General features: G+C 33.8%; 22 protein-coding genes and 1 pseudogene. 9 read left to right on the top strand and 14 right to left on the bottom strand.

Features of this window, described 5'->3' with window-relative positions; all coding sequences use genetic code 11:
* Positions 1 to 4: 4 nt before the first annotated feature.
* From R9X47_RS17700 to R9X47_RS17675, 6 genes and pseudogenes are all read right to left on the bottom strand, one after another.
* Entirely contained in the window at positions 5 to 787 is a 783-nt protein-coding gene (locus R9X47_RS17700) for a 4'-phosphopantetheinyl transferase family protein (protein WP_432662354.1), read from the bottom strand.
* Positions 714 to 5,729, bottom strand: coding sequence for an SDR family NAD(P)-dependent oxidoreductase (locus R9X47_RS17695; protein ID WP_432662353.1), 5,016 nt, complete (start codon positions 5,727 to 5,729; stop codon positions 714 to 716). Before R9X47_RS17695 ends, R9X47_RS17700 begins: the two co-directional genes overlap by 74 nt.
* Before the next feature lie 12 nt (positions 5,730 to 5,741).
* Positions 5,742 to 6,953: an aminotransferase class I/II-fold pyridoxal phosphate-dependent enzyme gene (locus R9X47_RS17690; protein WP_432662352.1), complete on the bottom strand. Its 1,212-nt coding sequence runs from the start codon at positions 6,951 to 6,953 to the stop codon at positions 5,742 to 5,744.
* A 12-nt stretch (positions 6,954 to 6,965) separates the two neighbouring features.
* A complete protein-coding gene (locus R9X47_RS17685; RefSeq protein WP_432662351.1) occupies positions 6,966 to 9,857 on the bottom strand; it encodes a beta-ketoacyl synthase N-terminal-like domain-containing protein in 2,892 nt (963 codons plus the stop codon).
* A gap of 632 nt (positions 9,858 to 10,489) precedes the next feature.
* The gene (locus R9X47_RS17680; RefSeq protein WP_432662350.1) at positions 10,490 to 10,705 is read right to left on the bottom strand and encodes a heavy-metal-associated domain-containing protein; all 216 of its coding nucleotides are present in this window, start codon (positions 10,703 to 10,705) and stop codon (positions 10,490 to 10,492) included.
* Between the two features lie 36 nt (positions 10,706 to 10,741).
* A pseudogene (locus R9X47_RS17675) lies at positions 10,742 to 13,192 on the bottom strand (heavy metal translocating P-type ATPase).
* 413 nt (positions 13,193 to 13,605) lie between these two features.
* Here R9X47_RS17675 and R9X47_RS17670 point away from each other — a divergent pair.
* The 6 genes from R9X47_RS17670 to R9X47_RS17645 all read left to right on the top strand — a co-directional run bounded on the left by R9X47_RS17670 (position 13,606) and on the right by R9X47_RS17645 (position 16,940).
* Positions 13,606 to 14,031, top strand: a complete 426-nt coding sequence (locus R9X47_RS17670; RefSeq protein ID WP_432662349.1) for a YjdF family protein — start codon at positions 13,606 to 13,608, stop codon at positions 14,029 to 14,031.
* 590 nt (positions 14,032 to 14,621) lie between these two features.
* Positions 14,622 to 15,182, top strand: a complete 561-nt coding sequence (locus R9X47_RS17665) for an RNA polymerase sigma factor (RefSeq protein WP_432662348.1) — start codon at positions 14,622 to 14,624, stop codon at positions 15,180 to 15,182.
* Complete coding sequence (locus R9X47_RS17660; protein ID WP_432662347.1) at positions 15,158 to 15,391, top strand: BhlA/UviB family holin-like peptide; 234 nt, start codon at positions 15,158 to 15,160, stop codon at positions 15,389 to 15,391. Before R9X47_RS17665 ends, R9X47_RS17660 begins: the two co-directional genes overlap by 25 nt.
* Positions 15,392 to 15,551: 160 nt before the next feature.
* The gene (locus tag R9X47_RS17655; RefSeq protein ID WP_432662346.1) at positions 15,552 to 16,124 is read left to right on the top strand and encodes an N-acetylmuramoyl-L-alanine amidase; all 573 of its coding nucleotides are present in this window, start codon (positions 15,552 to 15,554) and stop codon (positions 16,122 to 16,124) included.
* 20 nt (positions 16,125 to 16,144) lie between these two features.
* Entirely contained in the window at positions 16,145 to 16,534 is a 390-nt protein-coding gene (locus R9X47_RS17650; RefSeq protein WP_432662345.1) for a hypothetical protein, read from the top strand.
* A gap of 25 nt (positions 16,535 to 16,559) precedes the next feature.
* Positions 16,560 to 16,940, top strand: a complete 381-nt coding sequence (locus R9X47_RS17645; RefSeq protein ID WP_432662344.1) for a hypothetical protein — start codon at positions 16,560 to 16,562, stop codon at positions 16,938 to 16,940.
* Positions 16,941 to 17,069: 129 nt separating this feature from the next.
* Here R9X47_RS17645 and R9X47_RS17640 read toward each other — a convergent pair whose 3' ends face one another.
* Both R9X47_RS17640 and R9X47_RS17635 read right to left on the bottom strand, forming a co-directional pair.
* On the bottom strand, positions 17,070 to 17,534 hold the full coding sequence (locus R9X47_RS17640; protein ID WP_432662343.1) for a hypothetical protein: 465 nt from the start codon (positions 17,532 to 17,534) through the stop codon (positions 17,070 to 17,072).
* Positions 17,535 to 18,443: 909 nt separating this feature from the next.
* Positions 18,444 to 18,599: a hypothetical protein gene (locus R9X47_RS17635; protein WP_432662342.1), complete on the bottom strand. Its 156-nt coding sequence runs from the start codon at positions 18,597 to 18,599 to the stop codon at positions 18,444 to 18,446.
* 372 nt (positions 18,600 to 18,971) lie between these two features.
* Here R9X47_RS17635 and R9X47_RS17630 point away from each other — a divergent pair, with 372 nt between their 5' ends.
* Both R9X47_RS17630 and R9X47_RS17625 read left to right on the top strand, forming a co-directional pair.
* Positions 18,972 to 19,508 (top strand): sigma factor-like helix-turn-helix DNA-binding protein, encoded by a 537-nt coding sequence (locus R9X47_RS17630; protein WP_432662341.1) that lies wholly within the window; start codon positions 18,972 to 18,974, stop codon positions 19,506 to 19,508.
* Positions 19,509 to 19,742: 234 nt separating this feature from the next.
* Entirely contained in the window at positions 19,743 to 19,895 is a 153-nt protein-coding gene (locus tag R9X47_RS17625; RefSeq protein ID WP_432662340.1) for a helix-turn-helix domain-containing protein, read from the top strand.
* A 165-nt stretch (positions 19,896 to 20,060) separates the two neighbouring features.
* Here the strand turns inward: R9X47_RS17625 and R9X47_RS17620 are convergent, their stop codons facing one another.
* The 6 genes from R9X47_RS17620 to R9X47_RS17595 form a co-directional block, all read right to left on the bottom strand.
* A complete protein-coding gene (locus R9X47_RS17620; RefSeq protein WP_432662339.1) occupies positions 20,061 to 20,543 on the bottom strand; it encodes a C-GCAxxG-C-C family protein in 483 nt (160 codons plus the stop codon).
* A 325-nt stretch (positions 20,544 to 20,868) separates the two neighbouring features.
* Positions 20,869 to 21,162: a DUF1294 domain-containing protein gene (locus R9X47_RS17615; RefSeq protein ID WP_432662338.1), complete on the bottom strand. Its 294-nt coding sequence runs from the start codon at positions 21,160 to 21,162 to the stop codon at positions 20,869 to 20,871.
* A 235-nt stretch (positions 21,163 to 21,397) separates the two neighbouring features.
* Complete coding sequence (locus R9X47_RS17610) at positions 21,398 to 22,057, bottom strand: 3-oxoacid CoA-transferase subunit B (protein ID WP_432662337.1); 660 nt, start codon at positions 22,055 to 22,057, stop codon at positions 21,398 to 21,400.
* A 1-nt stretch (position 22,058) separates the two neighbouring features.
* Positions 22,059 to 22,712, bottom strand: a complete 654-nt coding sequence (locus R9X47_RS17605; RefSeq protein WP_432662336.1) for a CoA transferase subunit A — start codon at positions 22,710 to 22,712, stop codon at positions 22,059 to 22,061.
* 262 nt (positions 22,713 to 22,974) lie between these two features.
* Positions 22,975 to 24,249, bottom strand: a complete 1,275-nt coding sequence (locus R9X47_RS17600) for an HD-GYP domain-containing protein (RefSeq protein WP_432662335.1) — start codon at positions 24,247 to 24,249, stop codon at positions 22,975 to 22,977.
* A 268-nt stretch (positions 24,250 to 24,517) separates the two neighbouring features.
* Positions 24,518 to 24,868: a DUF2680 domain-containing protein gene (locus R9X47_RS17595; RefSeq protein ID WP_432662334.1), complete on the bottom strand. Its 351-nt coding sequence runs from the start codon at positions 24,866 to 24,868 to the stop codon at positions 24,518 to 24,520.
* 210 nt (positions 24,869 to 25,078) lie between these two features.
* On the opposite strand from R9X47_RS17595, the gene R9X47_RS17590 reads away from it, so the two are divergent.
* Positions 25,079 to 25,315, top strand: a complete 237-nt coding sequence (locus R9X47_RS17590) for an SHOCT domain-containing protein (protein WP_432662333.1) — start codon at positions 25,079 to 25,081, stop codon at positions 25,313 to 25,315.
* The last annotated feature ends 35 nt before the right edge of the window (positions 25,316 to 25,350 follow it).

The following is a 25,350-nucleotide window of genomic DNA, read 5'->3' as shown; positions in this document are numbered from 1 at the left end:
TTAGTTAATATAATATACAACACACACAACAAGAGTTTTTTGTAAAGAAATAGCCTATACGTAAAATCCCATTAGTCTTCATAAGATATTTCTTATACTCTTTGTTAAGTATGATTTTAAAGAAATTTTCTTTATATGGTTCAACTTGTATTGATTTCAAACCAAAATGAAAGCCTATTCCCATTGTTTTAACAATTGATTCTTTAATGCTCCAAAACAAAGCTGTCTTCTGATCAGTTGATAAGTGAGGTGCAAATTCCACGCTGGAACTTCTTTCTCTTTCAGAAAATGCAGTTGTCAGAAAGCTCTCGCTAAATTTAGCTATTTCTTCTATATCAATACCTACTCTACACCCTTTCCCAGCTGCCCCTCCTATCATTCCGTCAGTGTGGCTTAACGAGAGGTTTAAATCAATATCTACATCATTTATTTTTAGTAAGGGCATCCCTTTGTGAATGCCCTCCTTTACATTACTTATTGAGATATCCTTGTAGTCAAATTGATTGCTTAGATATTCTTCTTTTCTCCATTTGCATAATATTTTTTTTGTAACAACCCTTGCAAATATATACTGATACTGCCTTTTTCTATTTCTATAATATCTAGCTACCGACTGTATTTCCTCAGGACTTAAGAATATATCCTGAATCTGAGAGTAGAAGCTTTCATCTGTTTTTAACGGCGATGGTAAAGGTGACCACTTAAATGCAGCATTATACTGCTTGTGATCCTGAGTGTAATAACTCTTGTGGGGTATTATCCTCTGTAAAGAGGCTATGATCTCCATTATATTTATTAATTCTTATTAAGCTGATTTCTATAATATCAAATATTACCTCGCCCTTTTTATCCATCACTTGTACTCTAAAGTCCACAGTATCTCCATTGTCCCTTAGACGTTTACAGTAGACATAGACTTTTTCATTCTTACGGAATGGCCTAATAAGAACACTCTCCTTTATATACCTTGGAACAACGACATGTCCTGTATTTTGAAAATCATTAAATAGTAATAATCTTCCTGCATTGTCAATTGTAATAGGTGATATAATGGTGTCAGCTATACCCGTATATCCGAAAATCTTAGCATCATCGGTTACAGTAATTTCTCCCACAATCTCATCTTCATTGATATATCCTACATAGTTTAAGTTCCTAAAGGTAGTACCAAAGTTTATGTACTTGTCCGTCAATTCATAGAACTTATCTATGTTCATTGGAGTTGTAATACTTATTAAGCTATTGATATCTACCAAAGGCTCTACCTGCTTCACATTCTTATCTAATATCACATAACCCGATGAGTGGAGTCTATCTTTCTGTAATACATGGCCTTTACTATTGCAAAAATCGGATTTAACCTCTATATACAACTCTTTTTCTTCATTTGTATCCTTAGTTACTTTACCCTCAAATCTTAATTGTAGAGGATTCTGCTCAAAATGCTTAACAAATTGACTAAAATCAATATCATGTACCTTTCTTGCTATAAGCTGATTATTGCTATATGACATTTCATTCATCAATGTTCCTATTTCACAGAAGGCTTCCACATGCATTACTCCAGCATATACGTATTTGCCTTCCACCATATGGTCCTTTAAATATATATCTTCATGTAAAGTAAGATCCTTTGATATAGTTATTTCTCTATCTTTTTCTACCTTCTCAATTTTTTGTAGTAAAGGATATTTTATACGGTCGTATATTTCTCCATTATTTCCCTGGGTTACAACAAATTTTTCTTCCGACTCATCTAGTAAATCGAATTGACCAAGGGGCTTATTGGTACCGATTTTAGAAAATACGAGAACTTCAGGGTATTCTCCACCATAGATTACTTCCTTTAAGAATTTTTGTACCCCTTCATTTACCGATAAGTACTCTAGTCCTCTTTGTTCTTTTTGTACTTTTTCTACTTGAGGGTTAGCCGCCATACCCACTCCCGACCATGCTGTCCAGCCTATAACGAACCATTGTAAGTCCGGTCTATGTCTAAAGAGCTGGAAGGACATTTTTGCTATAATATCTGCACCTGCCACATAGTCAACTTGACCATCCATTCCAAATCTTCCTGAAATAGAACCTATGCTAAGGAAGAATTTCAAAGGTGATTCTTTAAAGGCATGATATAGGTTGTAAAATCCGTGGGCCTTGACTCTAACCACATTCAAGGAGTGCTGCTCAGGCTTCTTTGGTAGTCTTCCGAAGGATGGCAGTCCTGCACCATTTACTATTGCAGTCACCCTTCCAAATCTTTTCTCTATTTCTTCTGCCATCTCTACAACAGCCTTGTTGTCTACCACATCACAGGCTACGTAGTACAGCTTATAACCCTTTTCCTTAGCTTTTTTAACATTGTTAAATAGCTCACGGGCAGCTTTGATTTTGCCAAATCTTTGTTTTATTTCTATAGGAGTTAATTTAGTGTTCTTTAACTTCGTTTCTTTTAAAAATACTTTCTCATAATTGATAAATTCTTCGTCACTCATTTTTATCCAGATTTCATCTTCTGAAGGGAACTTTGTTCGACCACTCACAACTATAGTAGGATTGTGAATCTCCGCTAACCCCTTTGCAAATTCATAGTTGATACCCCGGCCGCCTCCAGTAACTAGAATCACATCTTCACTAGTTATGTTATAGGGCTGTTCTTTTCTTTCCACTTGAACTTCCTTAGGAACGATGCAGATAGTTTTACGTCTTCCATTTACATATCCAATCTCCACAAGCTGCTCTATGAGGCTAAACTCTTTACTTAGAATTTCAATCATCCCTTCGATGTTCTTAGTATCAGTAAAGTCTACAACCTTAGCATTAATGGTTGGAATCTCTTTATATAGACTTTTTACAAATCCCGACGTTATACCGCCTATTGGATTTAATGATGTTCCTTCTTCAAGTCCAAATATCCCACCAGTGCTAGTTGCCGCAAAAACGGCTGCATCTTGTCCTAATCCTTCTAAGTCTTCATATATTGAGCGTCCTCCGTAAAACATGATGTTATAGCTTGTTTCTACTTCATCCTCCCATGTACTCCAATCTACATCCTCAAGGGAAAAATCATTAATCAGAGGATACAAGTTGATAAATCCATGAACTGTCTTTAGAAGTTCTTTAGCTTTTTTAAAGGTGAACTTGATTTCATCTATACTAGTGTATTTTGTTGTAACTGTCCTAAATGAATCGAACTTATCTTCATTATCGGTTATAATTACAAGCTTTCCGCCTTCATTCGTAACAAATCTAGCTATACCCTTTGTTATTTCTCCATCTATCCTATCTTCTATAATGATGAAATTTTTATTCTTAAAGGAGTATTTTTTACCATTATTGGGGTTGTACTCCCTTTCTACTGTAATAGGTATATATCTTTTTGCCTTCTCATCTTGACAATACTCATTTATTCTATCAAGTACTGATTCTTTTTCTACATTAATAGGGGCGTCTTTAGACAATCTATTTAATGTATATTCAACTATCCTATCGATTGTATTAAATTCCTTAATATCTACGTTAGGGTCTAATTCGTATCCATATTTTTCTCTTATCATACCCAGTATTTCCGCTTGTTTTACAGAGTCTATTCCTAAATCTGCTTCTAAATCTAACGCTCCTTCTAACATTTCTACTGGATAACCGGTTTTAAGTTCGATTATCTCCTTTACTTCCTTCTCGACTTTTTCTGTATCTATTGATGCTGCCACTTCCGATACACTATTCTCCTGGGTTGTTGCCCCATCAGTATTTAATCTACCAATTGTATACTGAGTAATTTTATCTATTGTGTTGAACTCTTTAATGTCTACATTTGTATCTAATTCATATCCATATTTCTCCCTTATCATGCCTAGGATTTCTGCCTGCTTTACCGAATCTATTCCTAGATCTGCTTCTAAATCCAAGTCTCCTTCTAGCATTTCTACTGGATAACCGGTTTTAAGTTCGATTATCTCCTTTACTTCCTTCTCGACTTCTTCTATATTTATTGATCCTGCTACTTCTGATACACTACTTTCTTGAATTGACACCCCACCAGTATCTAGTCTACTAATCGTATATTGGGTTATTTTATCTATTGTATTGAATTCTTTAATATCTACATTTGTATCTAACTCATATCCGTATTTTTCCCTTATCATACCTAGTATCTCTGCTTGCTTTACTGAATCGATTCCTAGGTCTGCTTCTAAATCTAGATCGCCCTCTAGCATTTCAACTGGATAGCCTGTTTTTAATTCTATTATGGTCTTAACTTCTTTTTCTACATCTTTTGTATTTATATCTACGTAATTATCTATATCAGAATTATTTTCATCCTTAATTGTTATTGCTACTTGTTTCGCAACCTCATCATTACCCTTAATAGCATCAACAATTTGCTTAAGGCTGATCTTTTCATCAATTTGTATCATATCTTCTGTTAACTCAAACTCTTCTCTAATTTTTTCTACCACTTGACTAAATATTTTTTTGTTAAGAGCTAATGAAGATAGCATTGGCTCTGAATCTATCTTTACAAGACTATCTGGATATCCTGTAAGATTCATGATAATATTTCTAATTGATATCTCTATACCTTTTTTATTTTGCTCTACTGGCAATGAACTCTTCATCATCTCATCTTGTCCCCTTTCATTTAATCTATTGATATACATATAGGCTTTTAATCTCTCAACAGAGATTAAGTCCCCAACCTTTGGTATGTTTGAAGCCATGCTATGGATATCTTTATCTTTTAGAATGACCTTTACCAGCTTGGACAAAATATTTCTTGGACCTACTTCAATATAGTTTTTTATATCCATTGTTTCATATAAATCCGTAACTATATCGCAAAAGCTAAATGGAGTTATTAATTGGCTTGATAAGAAGGATGGCATTTTTTCATTTGATAAAATTTCATTATCATAGAGTTTACTGCTAATTGTTGAGAATACTAACTTTTTAGGCTTTCTATATTTAAATGCCTTAAGCTTTTCTTCAAAATGGCTAACGGCAGGATCTAGAAGATTTGAATGGAAACCGTGGGATACAGGTAGTTTTGTAGAGATTATATTGTTTTTGCTGCAATAATCATTTATATTATTAAGGGCTCTTTCTTCTCCTGATATGATAACTTGCTGCGGTGAATTATGAAGTGCGATGTTACAATATCCCTTTGCTTCATTAAGTACCTTTTTTAGGGCCGTGTCCTGCCTCCTAAGCTTAAGGCTAATCATTGTTCCTCGGTTTTTCTCCTCAATCTGATTAAGAGACCAGGCTCTATAGTAGGTAATCTTCAAGCCTTCTCTAAAGGTAAATACTTCTGCTGCGGCTAATGCAGCTATTTCACCTAAACTATGGCCTATATATACATCCCCATCAATTCCAAAGGATCTGAGGAGTCTGTATAATGCCATGTTAGCAGTGAAGATAGCAGGCTGCATTACTTCGGCCTTGGTCATTTTTTCTTCTATTATGGACTTATTCTCTTCATTATCATAAAATATACAATCACTCAATTTTTCTCCTGTTAAGTTCTTGTATTCCTCATCTGCTTCTTTAAATGTATCCCTGACTATAGGATAGACATCAACAAGCTCCTTTAGCATATTTGGATACTGTGCTCCGTGACCAGGAAACAGTAGAGCAGTCTTCCCTTCTGAAGTCTTATTATTACCTAGGTATATCCCCTGAACATTAAAGAAGTCTAATTTTTCTCTTGTCAATTCTCTATTTAATCTCATTCTTCTCCCCCCTTAAATCACTTGAAATTCTCTAGCGACCTTTGCAATTTTATCTAAGGCAATATCTATTTCTTTTTCACTAAGCGAAGCTGTTATTGTAGCTCTAAATCTACTTTTATTCTGTGGTACTGCCGGGAATACTGCAGTAGCTATGTATACGCCTTCTTCCATTAGTTTCTTTGTCATCTTCATGGTTGTTAAATCATCCCCTATAAATATAGGTATTACTGGTGAAACACTATCTAAAATATCAAAGCCTAATTCTATAAGCCCTTTTCTAAACCTTATAGTATTTGCCCAAAGCTTTTCCCTTCTCCATGTTTCTTCTTCCATTATATCTATGGCCTTTATAACTCCTGCTACAATAGAAGGAGGAAGACTTGCATTAAATATGTATTGATGTGATACGTGCTTTATATAGTCGCATGTATCTGCATCTGAAGATATACATCCTCCAACACCGGCTAAGGATTTACTAAAGGTTGCCATTTTAACTTGCACTTTGTCTTCCAAATCAAAATGCTCCGCGCTACCTCTCCCAGTTTTACCAAAGAATCCTAATGCATGGGCATCATCAACCATTACACAAGCATCATATTTTTCTGATAACTCAACTATTTTATCTAATGGAGCTAAATCTCCATCCATAGAATAAACTCCATCGACAACGATTAATTTTTTCTTATACTTTTCTGATCGTGAAAGTATGTATTCTAACTTTTCCATATTGTTATGTTGAAAAATTCTAACATGACCATTAGCCATTTGTATTCCATCAACGATACTCATATGGTTTAATTGGTCCGTAATGATTACTGTTTTTTCATCACTTGCCAAGGCGGTTATCGCTGCCAGATTTGCCATGTATCCAGCACTAACTACAACGGCCGACTCTGTTCTCATATATTCTGCCATTCGTTCTTCTAACTTTTTATGGAGTATTGTTGTTCCATTGTGAAGTCTTGCTCCACATGTGCCGGTGCCATATTTGTCAAGGGCATCCTTCGTAGCCTTTATAATTTCCGGATGTGTTGATAGACCTAAGTAGTTATTTGAAGTCAACATTATCACTTCTTTACCGTTATAAATAGTTGAGCCTTGCTGTGGACCTTCAAAGGGTGGTTCAAAGACGTACAAGTTCATTTTTTTACCTTCTTTTATGCTTCTAAGATATCCGTCAAAATCTTCTCTATATGCCTGAGGCATCAAAGCTGTGCTATTCATATTTTTTCCCCCTTATCGAACCATTTTTAGTTTTTTTAGTAATTCCTCATAGTTTTTATATACTATGGCTAAGCGATATTCAGAGTTTGCTACATATTCTTTTTCCTCTGAGATTACTTTCTTTGATTTCATCATAGAATTGGCTTTCTCACACAATTTTTCAAAGCTCTGAGCTCCTAAGTAAAATACGTAGTCATCTCTGATATCTTCTTGATTCACCTTGTCTGTATCAACATTGATTCCGCTTCCGATTTTTTCTTTAGAATCCTTGTCATCGACAAATATCATATAGTCTCCACCTAAAATAGAATATGAATATATGGATGTTAGATTACTCTTAGCTTTCTCATTTGCTTTGTTTAAATTGCTTAGATTTTTATGATGTTGTGACAAAACTACTTTGAGAAGTGCAAAACCTGCTTGTGCTCCAAAATAGAATGCGTTTTTGCCATTTTCTGTTTTCATGCTATTACAGCATTCATAATGGCTTATCCCCATATCTTTTATTAATGCGTCCTTTGACTTGTCTATCATATTACCTTTATTTAATAGACCTTTTATTCTTGCATATACCTTATCTTCATCACTTACATCACTGAATTTTTTAAGAACGAAAAAGACGGCTCCTTCACCCATAACAAAATCTTCTATTTTACTACCACAGAAAGAACAGCTTTCTTTTTTATCGCTCTTTAGGATATTAAAGACTTCCATTAACTCAGGAGTCATATTGGCGTGTACTCCACCAACAACAACGGTATCATTTTCGCCTGATTCTAGGCTCATAACGCCTTGTTCAATAGCATTTATAAAGGATGTACTGTCGCTATCTACAACAACATTTGGCCCTTGAATATTAAAGAAGTTTGCAATTCTTCCTGCCGTTATGTTATCCATATAGCCTGGCAAGGTATCTTCTCCAATTTTAGGTATGTAACTTCGGAATTTTTTCGTTATTTCCTCGAGTACACTTGCTTTTATCTCTTCTTTTAACTTATTAAATTCAGGTATTTCTTTTAATATCTCAAAATATTCTACAAATCTTATTCTTAGGTTAGCTAATATAGAAGATTCCATGCCTAATGCTGATCCTACATATACACCGGTGGTTTTACTATTTAGTTTTTCTAAACCATAATCTTCGATTGCTTCACCAGCAGCCATTAACCCCATTTGTTGTCCCTTATCAATCTCTGCTAAAATCTTCGGAGGTATTTTATATTTCAGCCATGGAAATTCTAGCTTTTCTATGAAGCTTCCTTGTATTTTGCTCTTCTGAGAAAATATTTCATTTATTTCCTCATTCCATCTCTTCTTAGGAAGTTCATTATGTACTTTCTTATTCTTTCCGATATTCTTCCACCAATCTATGGCTCCTACTGATTCAGAATCTATACACCCAACCCCTACAACTGCAACATCCATAGAGCCAGATGACCTTTGCTTGCTTTCTTTCATTTTTTCTAACAGGTTCCTATGGTATTCTTGTTTATATTCCTCTACTACAACACTTGCATTGATTCCGCCAAAACCAAAGGCATTTACTGAGGCTCTTCTTGGCTCTCCTTCTTTTTTGCTTGTCCAAGGTTGAGGACTGGTATTAATGTAAAAAGGTGTTTTCTCTAACTCTACGCCTTCGGGTTCCTCCGTAAAATCATGGGTAGGAGGAAGTATATCATTTTGCATTCCCTCTAGCACTTTTATCAGGTTTGCCATTCCAGCAGCTGAAAAACTATGCCCAATTTGGGACTTTATAGTTCCTATTGCAACGGATTTTGATGGTAGGTCTTCATCTTCATAAAGTAGTTTTATTGTCCCTAGCTCTACCTTATCGCCTACCTTAGTTCCTGTAGCATGGGCCTCAATATACTCAACATCTCGTGGCTTTAAACGGGCCTTTTCGAGAGCCTTTTTCATCGCCTTAACTTGTCCCGCTGAACTAGGTGCATAGATTGATTTTCCTTTCCCATCGCTGGCTGTTCCTACACCTCTAATAACTGCATAGATATTGTCATTATCCTTTACAGCTTGATCCAATCTTTTTACTATGATAGTGGCTGCACCTTCTCCTGGGATTAATCCATTAGCAGTGATATCCAGTGGAGCGGAATGAGTCGGAGATAACCCACCAACCTTTGCAAATGCAACATTTCCTGTAACGCTTATGTTACCCAGTACACCAGATACAATGCATGTTTTAAGGTTGTCATTTTGAAGGTGCTTTACTGCTTCGTCGATTACTAATGCCCCTGCGGAACAAGCTGCGTCTACTACTAGGGTTGTCCCCTTTATATTCAGTACGTCCCTAACGGATTTAGCCAATGTACTATGGAACACTTTTTGATAGTTAGAATCATCTATTCCGTTAAATTTATTATCTAATATTTTTTGAAACTGCTTTTTAATTTCTTCTTTTTGACTGTTATTTAGCCCTCTGAATTCCTCATTTTGCTCTAGATAATACAAAAACTCTTTTCCTCTAAAATTGATAGAATAGTTAGCAAATGCTTCATCACCTAGCATATTTCCTAAGAATAGTCCTGTATCAAAGCTATCAATTATCCTATTTTTATTTTGTGATTTACTTAATGCTTGTAGTATTGAATCTAGCATCATAAGCTGTGCACGATTTAGCTTGTTAATTTCCTTATCACTGTATTCATGCTCCTGGTAGGGAAATTTATAGTCTTCTATGTATGCCCCTAATTTACAATAGGTCTTATCCTCTGCAGTCCGATCCTCATCATAGTAGTACTCCCAGTTCCATCTTTCCTTCGGGGTTACTCTAATACCTGATTTTCCCGATATAATAGTTTCCCAAAACAAGTCAGCATTATAGCCATCGGGCGGCAGTACACACCCATATCCTACAATGGCCAAGGGGTAAAAAAGATTATTTTTCATGTTTTGTCCTCCTTTGTATATCATTTATTGCAAGGGGCAAAGCCCTTGAGTTTAAACTTTTTGGGATAACATGCATTAGAGATTTTGTAGCATTTGCGATTTCGCTTTTTTCCATTTATGTAATTTTATGACACTAAGTTTGTATTTTAATTAACAAACTCTATCAGAAAGTTTATTAGGTAATTTAACATGATGAACTTTAACGCAATTGGATGTTTGTTTTTTCGAAAATAATTAAGATATAGCGTCTTTAAGCTATTATTTAAGACAAGTTTTTTAGTTAAGAAATCTATATAATTTATTTTGTAATTTTTGTTATTTTCTGACTATTTATACAATTATACCTCGAAAAGTAAACATAATCAAGATATTTTTATTATTTTGTAAATAAAATATAAATTTTCTATTTACTTTTTTATATTTTTTTACATTTATGGTTCTGGATACCGACTCTTAAAGTGGTGGTTTATTCTTTAATTTACAGATAAGTACACTCATCGACACTTTGTTTTGATCATAATTTCTTCATGAAAAACCTTTAACTTCAAAAAAAATAAAACCTATGGAAATTTCTTTACTTTTATCAAAAGAAATTTCCATAGGTTGATAATTCGGTTTTAATTTGTGTCTATTTATATTTCCTTAATATCTACAACATCGTACCCTGCATCATCTACGGTATCTCTAATAACTTTTTCATCAATCTCCTTTTCCAAGGTTACTATTACATTTTTCTCATCTACACTGCTGCTCTCAACTGTAACTCCGTCTAATTCATTTAAAGCTCTCTCTACTCTACCAGTACAGTGACCACAGCTCATTCCTTCAATTAAAATCATTTTTTTCATTGTATAACATCCTCTCTCTCATATATAGTCTTATATCTATCCCTTAAACCTTCTGAGTCTAAGGGCATTTGTTACTACAGATACCGAACTCATGGACATTGCAGCTGCTGCAAACATTGGATTTAGCTTTGGTCCTCCAAAGGCAAAGAGTAATCCTGCTGCCAATGGTATTCCTGCTGTATTGTAAGCAAATGCCCAGAATAGGTTTTGCTTAATGTTTCTTATAGTGTTCTTACTTAGTTTGATTGCTGTAACTACATCTAAAAGGTCGCTCTTCATCAGTACTATGTCGGCTGATTCCATTGCGACATCCGTACCGGAACCAATGGCCATACCTATATCAGCCATAGCCAAGGCTGGTGCATCATTTATACCGTCTCCAACCATAGCAACTTTTTTACCCTTTTCTTGAAGCTTCTTAACCTCATTAGATTTATCTTCTGGTAAAACCTCGGCTAAAACAATATCTATCCCAACCTGCTTTGCTATTGCTTCTGCTGTTCTTTTGTTATCTCCAGTAATCATTGCTACTTCTATTCCCATATCGTGTAGTCTCTTTATTGCCTCTTTACTATTTTCCTTCACAACATCTGCTACGGCTATTATACCCTCTAACCTATTATTTATGGCTATAAACATTGGAGTCTTGCCTTCATCTGCCAACCTAGCTGATTCATCAATTAGGGCTGGCTCAATATTTCTATCCCTCATGAGCTTTTCATTTCCAAGTAAGACTTTATCCCCTTCTATATCTACTTCTATTCCATGTCCGGGTATTGCATAGAAGTCCTTAGCATCCAAGAATGCAATATTTCTTGCTTCGGCTTCCTTAACGATAGCCTCTCCAAGGGGATGTTCAGAACCCTTTTCGGCAGTAGCTGCTATTTCAAGAATTTTATCTTCGTCTAAGTTATCCCTTGTTATTATATCGGTAACTCTAGGTTTACCTTCTGTTATGGTACCAGTCTTATCAAAAACTATGGTTTCTATTTTGTATGCTGACTCAAGGGCTACACCACTTTTTATTAGTACCCCAAGCTCAGCTCCCTTACCAGTCCCAACCATTATTGCCGTTGGTGTCGCTAGTCCTAGGGCGCATGGGCAAGCTACTACTAAAACCGAGATAAAAATGGTAAGTGCAAATTCAGCACCGCTACCGGTAATATACCATATAAGCCCTGAAACAATGGCAATCGCCATAACTATTGGTACAAAGTATCCTGATATTATATCTGCTAGCTTTGCTATTGGAGCCTTACTTCCCTGAGCTTCTTCAACCAATTTGATAATTTGTGCTAGAGCAGTATCCTTACCTACATTTGTCGCTCTAAACTTCAGTACACCGTTTTTATTTATACTTGCTCCTACAACCTTATCACCTATGTTTTTCTCTACTGGAATACTTTCTCCCGTAAGCATCGATTCGTCAACTGAACTGTGTCCTTCAACTACTTCACCATCTACAGGAATCTTTTCTCCTGGTTTTACTAGTATAATGTCTCCTTCTTCAACCTCTTCTATAGGTATGCTTATTTCTTCTTTTCCTTGTACTATAGTAGCTGTTTTAGGCTGAAGACCTACTAGTTTCTTTATCGCCTCGGATGTTTTACCCTTTGAGCGTGTTTCTAGATACTTTCCAAGCATAATAAGGGCTATAATTACTCCGGCCGTTTCAAAGTATAAATCCTTAGCAAATTCAGTATATCCATTCATAATCTTATAGGTTGCATATAATCCATAAACAACTGCTGCACTAGTTCCCACGGCTATTAGTGAATCCATATTTGGACTTCTTCTAAACAAAGCCTTGAAGCCCACTGTGTAGAACTTGTTTCCTGCAATCATTATAGGGATAGTTAGCACCAATTGAATAAGTGCAAAATTTAATGGATTGAAATGGGGATTTATGAACTTCGGTAGAGGCATACCTACCATATGTCCCATGGAAATATAGAAAAGTGGTATAGTAAAGGCAATGGCAATTATAAACTTTGTCCACATCACCTTTATTTCCCTTTCTTTCTTATCCTGATCCTCATCCTGTACTTCATCCCTCTCTATATCTAAGGGAGTATATCCGGCCTTTTTAATAGCACCTTTTATCTCTGATAATCTCACGATATTTGCATCATATTCAACCGTTGCCTTATTAGTAGCAATATTTACATTTACAGATTTAATACCTTCTAGTTTGTTGATAGACCTATCAACAGCTTTCACGCAGGCTGCTCAAGTCATTCCCTCTACTGGTATTACAACTTCCTTTCGGTCTTCATCTGCTAAAGCCTTGTATCCCGCCTTGTTTACCGTCTGAGCTATTTGGTCTTCTGAAACCTTTCCTTCATCATATTTTACAACCATTTTCTCTGTTGCAAGGTTTACACTAACCTCTTCTATTCCATCAATCTTATTTATAGCTCTCTCCACTGCGCGAACACAAGCCGCACAGGTCATACCTTCTATTTTAAAGTTTTTTTCTAATGCCATTTTCTCACCCCTTTTGTAAGGTTATTTCTATTACATTATATACCCATACAGGGTATATGTAAATAGTTTTTTTGATAAAAAACTGACGAAGGTTATTTTATTTATATATCAACCTACGATATCTTTATCTAGTTTATATCTTACCCATTTTGATGGCAATTTAAGATATCTTTTTACGAATATGGTATAATATGGTTAAACCTAGCCTATAACTTGAATAGTCTAGGTTAAATCCTAGGATAGAAACACAGTTCTGGTTGGTAGTCCAGGCGCATCTATATGTATTTACGATTTCATATAGGGATATATAACTTCAATAAAGATTTGAAGTTTGATATTTATAGATGTCAGTAACCTTCCCCTTCGGGTCGTCCATTCCTAGTGAATATATATTTTTTAGAAGGGGTGATGTTATGAAAAACATCAATACTTCATTTTCTATTCTTTTTGAGACTCCTTATTGGATTGGAATTTTTGAAAGAAATGATGATGAAGGTTATTCTGTTTCAAAGTTCGTATTTGGAAAGGAACCTACTGGTCCTGAACTGTACAATTTTATCGTAAGGTATTATCCAAATAGGCTAAGCTATAGTAAGCCAAATGAAGAGATCACTAAGATAACTAGGAAAAAAATAAATCCTAAGAGAAGACAGCGAGAAGCTACAAAGGCTATGGCGGACAGAGGTGTCTCCACAAAGGCCCAGGAAGCTTTAAAACTTCAATATGAGGAAAAGAAACATGAGAGAAAAGAACTTTCTAAGCTTAGAAAACAGGAGCTTGAAAAGAGAAAGTTTATCCTAAAGCAGGAAAAGAAGAAGCAAAAGAAACGAGGACATTAAAGCTATAGTGACTTGAATCAATCAAAAGAAGAGGTCTATTTTTCTAGTTATAGAAAGATAGGCCTCTTTTTTTATAATCCAAAATGTATTGGGCTTCTTTAATGTCTATACTTTTCTCCGCCGAATAAACTCAGCATGTAAACTCTATAGTTTAGAGTTTAATTTTCCCTTGTCCTAATCCCATTTTTTTCCTCTCTTACTCTTTACCTTTTCTTGTCCTAAAATATAATTCTTATCTCCTCGAAAGTTAATAAATGGCTATTTGTTGACTTTCGTCGTGTGCAATCAAAGTGTTGGTACCACTTATTATGCATAATAATAGAGCACTACTAATTATTTAATGTCAACTTACAAGCTGAAATATGAGTAAAAAGTGAAAACACTATAGATATAACAAAATTAGTCTTTGTAGCTTATTTATAATCAAGATTAAAAATACGATAGAAAAATAATGGTTAAAAATACAGAAGAACACTTAATTATGGAAAAATATAAAAAAAGTCAAATTAGACCAGTTTACAAAATCAACTCGAAATTCGTCTTTATATATCAAAGGCTTGTCTATTTCTAGGACTAAAGGGGGATTTGACATGGAATTATATGACCTGATAGAAAAAGCTCAAAAAGGAGATAAAGAAGCTATACTAAGCGTATTTTTAAAGTTTCAAAGAGCTATGAAAAAATTGAGTGAAAAACTAGGTTATGAGGAAGCGGAAACAGATATGATAATAGAGTTTCTACAGACAATCAAAGAAATAGACTTAAATGAGATCTGTATGAAAAATGATGGAGGAATTACTAACTATATATGGTTTTTTTTAAAGAATAAATCTATAGATTTGTTTAGAAAAAATGTATTACAAAGCATTAAAACTACTAACTTAAATCTAGATATTATAGCCAATGATACATCTTATTATATGGAGAATAAATTACTTGTTTCTATGCTACTTAATTCTTTACCACCACTACAAAAAACAATTTTAAAAAGAAAATTTATACAGGGTTTTTCTGATAATGAAATAGCTCTTATGTTTGGAATATCAAGACAAGCAGTAAATAGAGCTAAAAATAGAGGGCTTAAAAATCTTAGAAAAGAACTAAGCGTTATGAAGGTAAGAAAAAATTGGAAGAAATTTTTTTTGAATTAGCGTCAATCCAAGGAATATGGACGGCGCTCACCGTAGCTCTGATTTTTTATATTCTGAAAAATCAAGAGAAAAGAGATCTCCGTCAAGAAGATAGGGAGAAAAAATATCAAGAGATTATATCAAACTTAACTGGCAAGTTGAATCTGGTTGAGGGTGTAAAAAAGGATGTTGAGGAGATAAAAGAGTATGTTTTTAAGAAAGAATCTTAAAGTGAGTAATTTACAAGGTTTTAGGAATTGCCAAAAAAGTTTTTTGAAAAAATTTTAAACTAGAGGTTTACATTTTGGGCAAAAAATTCGTCTTTTATATATGAGAGGCACTTAACCGGTTAAACTTTCTCAGTAAAAATATATAGGATGTGTGAGCAGGATGAATATTGTAGAAAGCAACTTGAAATTTAGAAACAAACTCAAAAAACTTAAGTGTCCTTCTATGGTAATAATTCATCATGCTGCACACAGCAGTGCAACAGTACTTGATATACATAGATGGCATCTAGAAAATGGATGGAGTGGATTTGGATATCACTTTTTAGTAACTAAGGATGGACAAGTCTACAGGGGCAGGCCTGAAAATGCTATAGGAGCACACACAAAGGGCTACAATAATATTTCTCTTGGGATATGTATACAAGGGGACTATGACGTAGAAAAAGGATTTGAAGCTCTTATAGAGTTATGCCAGTATCTATGTGACAAATATAATGTAGGGACTATAAAAGGTCATAGGGAATTAACATCTACTAGGTGTCCTGGACTAAACTTTCCTTTAGTTAAGGTTAGAAGCAAAATTCTAGCCAATTTTGATACCTATACTGTTAAGGTAGGAGATACTTTATGGTCTATATCTAAATTGTTTAATATCTCAGTTAATACATTAATCAGGTTAAATTGTTTAAATGGTAACTTGATTTATCCTAATCAAATACTTAGGATTATATAAAAAATAGAGGAGTTGTTATTATGAGTAATGATGTAGGCGGTGGCGGAGGTAACTATTTTGAGATAACGTATCTATATGATCTAAGCGACTTATATGAAGAAGGTTTTATAAAGGAAGCTGATTATATATATACTCCTAGTCAACAGTGGTTGCAATTCTTAGCACAAAACATGTGTGCTTTAGCTAGTGCTGTTCTAGTAGGAGTACAAGCATCTCAAAACTATGAAGATGAAGCCGAAAAAGAAATAAAAGAAGTTATGGCTGAACCATGTAAAAAGGTAATTGTTGAGGGTGGTTATGTAAGATTAACAGTAAGAAGTGTAATTGGAAAAGTTGAGATAGGAAGAGGAAGTGTAGTTGATCGAGTAGTATTTGACTCTGCCGTAGCTACACATGTTCCTAAAAAATAGAAAGTATTAAAAGGAGTGAATTATAATGGGAATACCTTCAGAGCCAAATATAGGAAGTGGAAAAATAGGTTTTTCAGAATTGTTAGATGGTAAACAGTTATTAGACCGCGGGTTAATTGTCGTTGCACAAGGAGGTTCAAACAACTCCTATGCAGACTGGTTGTGGGATTTTTATAAAAATACTAGAGATGGAGTAGCTTTTATTACCACTCTTATAAGCGTTGCCGCTTTCGATGAAGCAGTTATGAAAATAACTAATGCTTCAAAAGGTGCTGTTAGAGAGTGGATCCTAAGTGATGGAGAAGGTTATGTTAGATTATATACAGAATATGAATATCTTGGCAAAGAAGATGGAACACATGAAATTGGGAAACTATTAAAAGCTGAAGCAGAATATGTTGGCTAGTAGTAAAAATTTTTAGATTAATAAATCTAAGGCTATCGATAAAATATTTTATCGATAGCCTTATTTACTAAATAGAAACTTCTTCAATGTAAGCTGAAATTTCTAAGATACTCTAAACAACATAACTGCTTATATTTTAGAAATTCTAATACTTCTAATTTTTTCTTCAAGATTTATATTTACTTCAAATTTATATTTCCCTTTTCCAATTGATTGCTTATCATCGTGTATAATATAAATATTTTTTTTCTCTATATTTATATTATCCATTTTTTTAGCTAAATCTTTGGATATGTTTGTCTCTATATACCAAGAATATGAGTATATTTCAATGTCTCCTCTATGATTCCAAAGCATTCCTGTTTGCATTGGTGATTCTCCCAAAAGATTATTAACATCATGTAAAGTCTTACAATTTAATAGTTCGTATAGTTCCTTTTCATTTATTTTTTTTGTAGGAGGATTTTTTATATAAATTCCCTTATGTATTACTTTTATATCTTCATTATATCCTGAAACTCCAAATGATCCATAAGGTAATTTCCATAATGTTGCAATCTCAGTTTCATTTAGTTGCCCCTTTTTGTTAAACATTTTGTTTAACTCGCCTATTGTAATCCCTTGTTCTACCATATTATAGTTTCTATATATTTGTGACTCTTTTAGTTCTTCTAAAGTAAGTTCTTGCTTCAATATAGCTTTAATCGATAACTTAAATTCAAAAAAATCAAAATCAACAGTATTTAGCAAATAAACAACAAAAGAAAGTATCGATATAATTAATATTATACAAATATATTTCATTTTTTTTGTATTAAATTGAATAACAAATCACCTCCAACAAAACTTTAGTAGACATCTTATAAAATTTAAGCAAACAACAATATAACAATTTTACCATATATTGTCAGAAAGAGCAAGGCTTTTAATAAGCCTAGAATCAGCAAACATGTCATCAGGGGCAAAGTGAAGTTATGAAGCTAGTAAAATAGTACATTTCAAACATCCAATTCATTCATAAATTTTAAGAAAATACTTATCTTATAGGCTAAACAAAAAGTGTTGGAATTGCTTTGTTTAAAGTTTCACTTTGCACCTAGTGAAACACATGCTGGTACTGGGCCAATAAAGACTATCTTAAATTTATGTTTAGAATAGTCTTGGTTCGAACCGTTGATTGACTTAGAAAGCAATCTTGAAAAGCAATTAGAACTGTTTACACCAATCTATTGACAGCCTCAAGGTTTCTGGTCTCTACTTCCTTCATTGCTAAAACCTTATAGAGATATAGCTTAAGAATTTTTACCTTTATATCTTGTCTTCTTTTAACTCCCTCATAATGTTCGCAAGGAGGATAAGTCTTTACTTAGCTCTTTGCTTCATCTACTTATTGGCTCTAAGACAAATACTTTTAAAATCATATAAATATTATCAGTCCATTAGATACCTTATCATTAAGTTTAGCCTTAAGCCTTACAATTCCATTCTCAATAGTTCCAATGTTTAAAAAGGATATATCTTCAATAAATTTAGAAAAAATTCACCTATTTTAAGTTTATCTCCAATAAAATTAGCAATTTTCATAAAAAAATTTGTTACAACAACAGAAATAATAACTGAGATTATTACTCCTAAAATAAAATTAATTTCGATAACCATAAAGCCCTCCTGTTATCAACCGTAACCTAATTTTCATATTTTGATTTTACCATATACTTACATAGAGTTAAAAGATAGGAAAGAGAGGGTTTGCATACTTTTCTCAATTACTTGTTCCCCATATTTAGCAACTGTACTGGTTTCCGTACATGCAATATATATAATTTCTATCTACCTTAACATATAATTACAATACTCTTACAAATTTATTACAGGGTTTACAAATGGCATTATAACTAGCTTCTATAGAATATAGGGGTTTCTTCTATATGTTAATTCTACATCATTGTTGGGTAAATATGTATACATAAACATCTCCTAACAATCTTCGCAATATAATGCAATGATTTTTTTACAGGGGGGGTAGTTAATATGAGTAATTTAGCAAAAAAGTATTTAAGTGAAAATGATGAACACAAGAAACTCTACGTTGATGGGATAATTCTAAATGACCCCAAAACACTCAAAATCCTTGAACAAGACTTTAATGACTATTTATTTAAAGCATGCTTATGTGCATATATCAAAAAATCTATTGGCTTTTCTTCACTAAGAATCAAAAAAAAGAAAAATAAAATAGTAAATCGAGAAAAATTGTACCTAAATGTTATAGATGTGAATTTTCAGGAGGAAAGATTGAACCTTGTTCCAGATAAAGAAATAGATATAATTGATAAGATTTTTGAGTCCCAAAAGAACTTTGATTATACTCAGGTTTTCTCCAACAAAAGACTTTCAAATGCATTTATTAGGCTGACCAGTAAGGAAAAAGAGATTATAAAGGAGTGCGTTGTAAATGATAGGTCTCAAGCAAATGTTGCTAAAGACCTTGGAATCTCTAGACAGGCAGTAAATAAAATAAAGAATTCAGCATTAAAAAAGTTAAATAGGGAATTGAAAGGAGCATAACTATGTAGGGTTTTAGTGATTTTATATTGCAGATTGCTTTCTTATAGCTGTAACAGCTTTTCTACTAGTTATTGTTAGGAAAAAGTTGGACAAGCTAAATTCAACTCTTATGGAAATGACAGAAATCTTTTCATAAAAATAGTAGGAGGGATTTTTATCAACCATAGAAATTTTAGAAGAACTTTTGAATCAGCTCAAAATGGTGACTGTAGTTCCTTAAAAGAAATATTAGAGATGTTTAAACCTCTCATATATAAAAACAGCTTCACCAAAGGGGCGTTTGATGAAGACTGCTTTCAAGAGTTAAATATAGAATTAATGAGATGTATTGAAAACTTTCAATTCAATAATGTTAGTGACCTGCATAGCTATTTTCAATTCAAATAGGGCGTGTCTCATAATGGCTAATTTCTGCGTTATTTGAAATTCATTTATTCTGAAACACCCTGGGGCTTTATTTATAAGAAACCTCTATGAAATAGCCCCTTTTTAGCTACTTTCATTATATACCCGAAGGTTGTGAACTATAACAGTTAAAAACACAAAAGCCCTCTAAAGTGCTTTTGTGTTTAAAATTTTCGATACTATATTTTTGTTTTCTAATATTATCGACATAACCAATTCCGTTATATCCCCCGTAACCTTAGTACATCTCTTTATGTGTTCCTTAGATCCAAATTCATAGTCTTTAATAAGTACTCTACAGCATGCGCTGCCATATTCTTTTCTAAATTTATCATGTAGCTCCTTTGATAGCTTCATAATTTTTCTATTGCTTCCTCCTGGCTTTTTCCTTCCATAAACTAGGCCTATAGCACACTGGCCTCCAGTTAAAGCTCCACATGAGCAGCCACCGCCACCCATTCCAACTGGGAATCCTGAGGTAAGCCTCACATACTCTTCAGGCATTCCACATTCTAATACTTCATTAACAGAAGAAAGCACGGCTTCTGAGCAAAGATACTTTCCATCACTATAGTACTTTTCAGCCAATTCCTTAGCTTCTTTTATAAGCTCTGCATTACTTATTTTCACATTCATCTCTCCAAACTATCCTATATAGAGTTCCAAGTAAATCTTAATTTATACATATCAAAATATCCGATGTTTCTAGGGATTTTTGATGTGTATAATTATAGTTTTGACTGGAATTTCTATATAGAAATTCCAACGGTTTTATTTCGTTCTTTATGACTCTTGGATTTCAGTATATCATAGAATAATCTAGAGGATTGATTGAAGTTCTTTATAGTTAGTTACCTATCTATAAAGATAATCAATAGGGAAATTTTACCTCCCCCTATAGTTCGTAGACCTGTGATTCCTAAGCTTGAGTTAGCTTGATTTCTCATTCACAGATTTATATAGAAAAATATACAAAATATATAACTACATAGCTTATATTGAGCAAGTAGAGTATAGGTATTCCTATATAAAAGCTTTTATGCTGAGTTTTATGTCTCGCCATTGTCATTCCTAAAAGCACCCCTGCTGCTCCACCAATAGCGGCTGTTATAAAAAAGTTTTGTTCCTTTATTCTCCACTTGTTCTTTTTAGCTTTATATTTGTCTATAAGCATAATGCTAAATCCAAATAAGTTAACCAAAAGAATATAAAGTATAAAGTAGAACTCCTTATATTTTAACAATTGCATCTTAACCTCTCCTTTTGCATTTTGTTTCCTAAGATAATTATACCCCAAGGTTCCAAGTTCTTTAGTTACATTATTTTAAATAAAAATTTAGGGGGGGGCATCGAGTCTCTTCATTTTTTAGCAGATTCCTCTTCGAGAAATGATCTCAATAAAAAAAGCGTGTTATGCACCTTTATGGATAACACGCTTTCTTACTTATAGTCTTTTAAAAACCACTCGAATATTAGAGCTTCTCTTAAACTTCCATTTCCTTTAAATACTCTGGGATTATGAGAGTTGCCTCCGTCGCAGCCTCAACTTCTTTTACTGTAAACTCAGGATTTATTTCTTGAAGTATTAATCCCGATTCTGTAACCTCCATCACTCCCATTTCTGTAACTATTAAGTTAACCTGTCCCTTTGCAGTTAGAGGAAGGGTACATTTCTCTAATATTTTAACATTGCCCTTTGCAGTATGGGTCATTGCAACTATAACCTTTTTTGCTCCTACAACTAGATCCATAGCGCCACCCATGCCTGGTACCATTTTTCCAGGTATCATCCAGTTTGCCAAGTTTCCTTCTCCATCCACCTGTAACGCCCCAAGTACTGTAGCATCTACATGACCGCCTCTGATTATACCAAATGAAGCTGCGCTATCGAAAAAAGCTGCTCCCGATACTGTAGTAACGGGCATACCTCCAGCATTCACAAGGTTCTCAATTTCCTTTCCTTCTTCAGGAGCAGGTCCCATGCCTAGGAATCCGTTCTCAGATTGAAGTATAACCTCTACACCATCAGGAATATAGTTTGCTACCATGGTCGGTAAACCTATTCCTAGATTAACAACATCTCCGTCATTAAGCTCCTTAGCTACCCTTTTAGCTATAATTTCCTTCATTTTAGCCTTATCCATACTACTTCCTCCCCTCAGTGATAACGTCAACAAATATTCCCGGTGTCATAACGTCATTTGCATTTATTTCTCCTACTTCAACTATTTCATCCGCTTCAACTATTACAAGGTCTGCTGCCGTTGCCATTAATGGGTTAAAGTTTCTTGCAGCTAAATCATAATAGATATTGCCTTTCTTATCTACCTTCGCACCCTTTATAAGTGCAATATCAGCTTTAAGTGGCAACTCCAATATGTATTCCTTACCATCTACTTCTATTTTTTTCTTGCCTTCTTCTACTATAGTTCCTATTCCAGTAGGTGTCAGGAAGCCTCCCAGTCCTGCTCCGCCACTTCTAATCTGTTCTGCCAAGGTCCCTTGAGGCGTTAGTGTTACTTCTAATTCTCCCTCATTCATTTGTCTACCGGTTTCAGCATTTGTTCCTATGTGTGAAGCTATTACTTTTTTCGCCATTTTATTAGATATAAGCCTTCCTATACCAAAATCTGGCCTAGCAGTATCGGTACAAATAATAGTTAAGTCTTTAATTCCCTTTTCAATCATCTTGTCAACTATACTATGAGGAGTACCTACTCCCATGAACCCAGCTATCATAACTGTCATACCATCCTTGATATGATCAACAACTTCCTCAATGGTCTTTACCTTATTCATGGCCCATTATCACCTCTACTTAATTTTTTGAAAATCCGTAATTTTGCCTCATTTATAATTATAGCAGATATATAGGGTTTATATAGTAAAACTTAATTTATACATGTACAAATACTCAACGTTTCTGGGAGTTTTGGACATGTATAAATCAAAGTCTTTACTTAAATCCTTTACTCCAGATTGTTTAAAGAAAATAAAAAATCCAGTACATAGAAGCCTAATCACTTTGCTTTATAATGTACTGGAATAATATTTTATATACTTAAACTGCCTGATGATTTAAATTAACCTCATCCCAAAAGCCTTTAAACTCATTTACGATTTCTTTTTGAATACATATACGGCCTTCATTTATTACGTTATAGTTGGTCTTTAACATCGATACAATATCTTTATCAATTTCATTTCTCCTGGCCATATCTTCTAGGACAAATAATGCCCTTTCCTTTTTCATACCTTCTCGATAGGGTCTGTCTTCTGTAATAGCAGTAAAAATATCTGCTACAGCCATGATTCTAGAACCCAAGGATAACTCCGCATCTGTTTTATTGAAAGGGTACCCTTTCCCATTTAATCTTTCGTGATGCAATCCTGCCCACTCATATATTTCTCCAATGCCCCTTATTTTCTTTAAAATAGAATATGTATAATAAACATGTTTTTTAACTATGTCAAATTCATCATGAGAAAGGCTAGCAGGCTTTTCTAATAATTTCTTTGGAACGGCCAGCTTTCCTAGGTCATGTAAGTTTCCAGCGATTCTCATCATCTTTATTTCTCTCTTTGTCATTCCTGAGATTTCTGCAAGATTACAAGCAACATGGGCGACCCCACTGGAATGGGTGGCAGTAAACCTACTTCTAAAATCAATTATTTTTTCAAATATCTTCGAGATATTAAGCATTTCATCCATGTCTAATAAATCATCGCCTAGAATGGCATTAAAAAGAGTTAGTGTATTATTCGAACTCAAATTTTGCCAAATTAGTTTTGATCTTGAGGTCTCTGCAAAGGCCTCAACAATATCAGGGTTAAATTTTTTCCCCTTCTCCTTTGTAATCTGTTCCATTATACAATCCATCTGATTTGGTAAATCTCTTCTCCAATCCATTAAAACATCTACCCTGTCGGCTAAATGTATAACTTGGCTACTTAAAGGAACATCTATATTTTTCTCATTAAATTTATTAATATTGTTCCAGCTAACATGATGACACCTTACTATATTGGAAACCCTTTCAAAGGGTTTGTGCATCTTAAGTAAACTATGTCCAACCAGTGAATGAAGGTGAGGATCTTTCAAGTCAAATTCGAGGCCATCCAATCTATCCTTTAAAGATAATGCTCCTACATCATGTAAAAGTGCACTATAAATTAAACTCTTAACATCATCTTTTTGCATATTAAGCATCAATGCAATATTTAAAGATAAAAATGCAACTCTTATATGATGTCCTACTATAGCAGGACTAATCAAATCCAAGCTCTCTGATAAAGCCAGAATCAAATCAACTTTAGGAACATTCTTTTCCTCCATAAAAAAACCTCCAACACAACTAAATCGATCAATTTACTTATTATGGATAAACAACATTTTTTCTTTGAAATTTATTAAACCTCCAAGTTGCTTATCTTCATTTATATCTTAACACAAATTTAGACATTTATCTTTCTTATTTTACATGTTTTTCACAATTTCTCATAGTACTAAACTATCAAAAATAAAAAATAAAAGAGCACTAAAATTAGCACTCTCTTAATTATAATTATCACTTTTTAGAAAAAACATAGATTTTTTTACTTATTTATATGCCATTTGTAGTTACATTAGTTCTATTGAATCCGCCTCTCATGCCTTGGCCAAAACCGCCTCCAAAGCCTCTGCCTTGACCTCTTCCTGGGCCACCACATCCTCCTGGGAAGTTAAAACCATTTTCATTGTGGTATTTTTCCATAGCATCAATTCTCTCGTTCCAGTACTTTGCTTGTTCCTCTGTGATTTGTTTGTCTTCTACTGCCTTCTCAATTTGATCCTTTTTCCATTTAATCATTTCCTTATACCAGTCTGGACTTTCATTAGCAGTCTCTGCAAAGGCTAACACTCCAAATGATAGTACCATTACAGCTACAATAGCTAAAACAATAATTTTTTTCATTTTCATTCTCCTTTCTTGGGTTGAAGTATTTTACACCTTAATTATAGATTGAACTTATGAAGGAAATATGGAGATTCATAGAAAAAAGAAAAAAAATTTCTTTAGGCTTTCGAATTTTCAACAATCTGAGAAAAAACTTTTCTTCATATTTCCTCCACAAGTTTTAGATATCATGTTATTAAAGAAAAGAATATAGAGGAGGTTTACAAAATGATGCACTGGATGGGCTTTAATAGATTTGGATGGATGGGAGGCGGTTTTATGATGATCCTTTGGCCATTGATGATGGGATTGATTTTCTATTTTGTTTTTAGACATAATAGAAGACATTGTATGCCTATGTATAATGATAACAGTAGAGCACTTGAGATTTTAGATGAAAAATTTGCTTCTGGAGAAATTGCTGAAGAGGAATATTTGCATAAGAAGAAGTTAATTACTAAATAGCAAGGATTTTCCCTTGCCGAGGCTGTTAACAAACA

The sequence above is a fragment of the Wukongibacter baidiensis genome (genome assembly GCF_050888315.1).
Taxonomy (GTDB): Bacteria; Bacillota; Clostridia; order Peptostreptococcales; family Caminicellaceae; genus Wukongibacter; species Wukongibacter baidiensis.
Note: the sequence above shows the minus strand (reverse complement) of the source record. Positions and strands in the feature narration are given on the sequence as shown.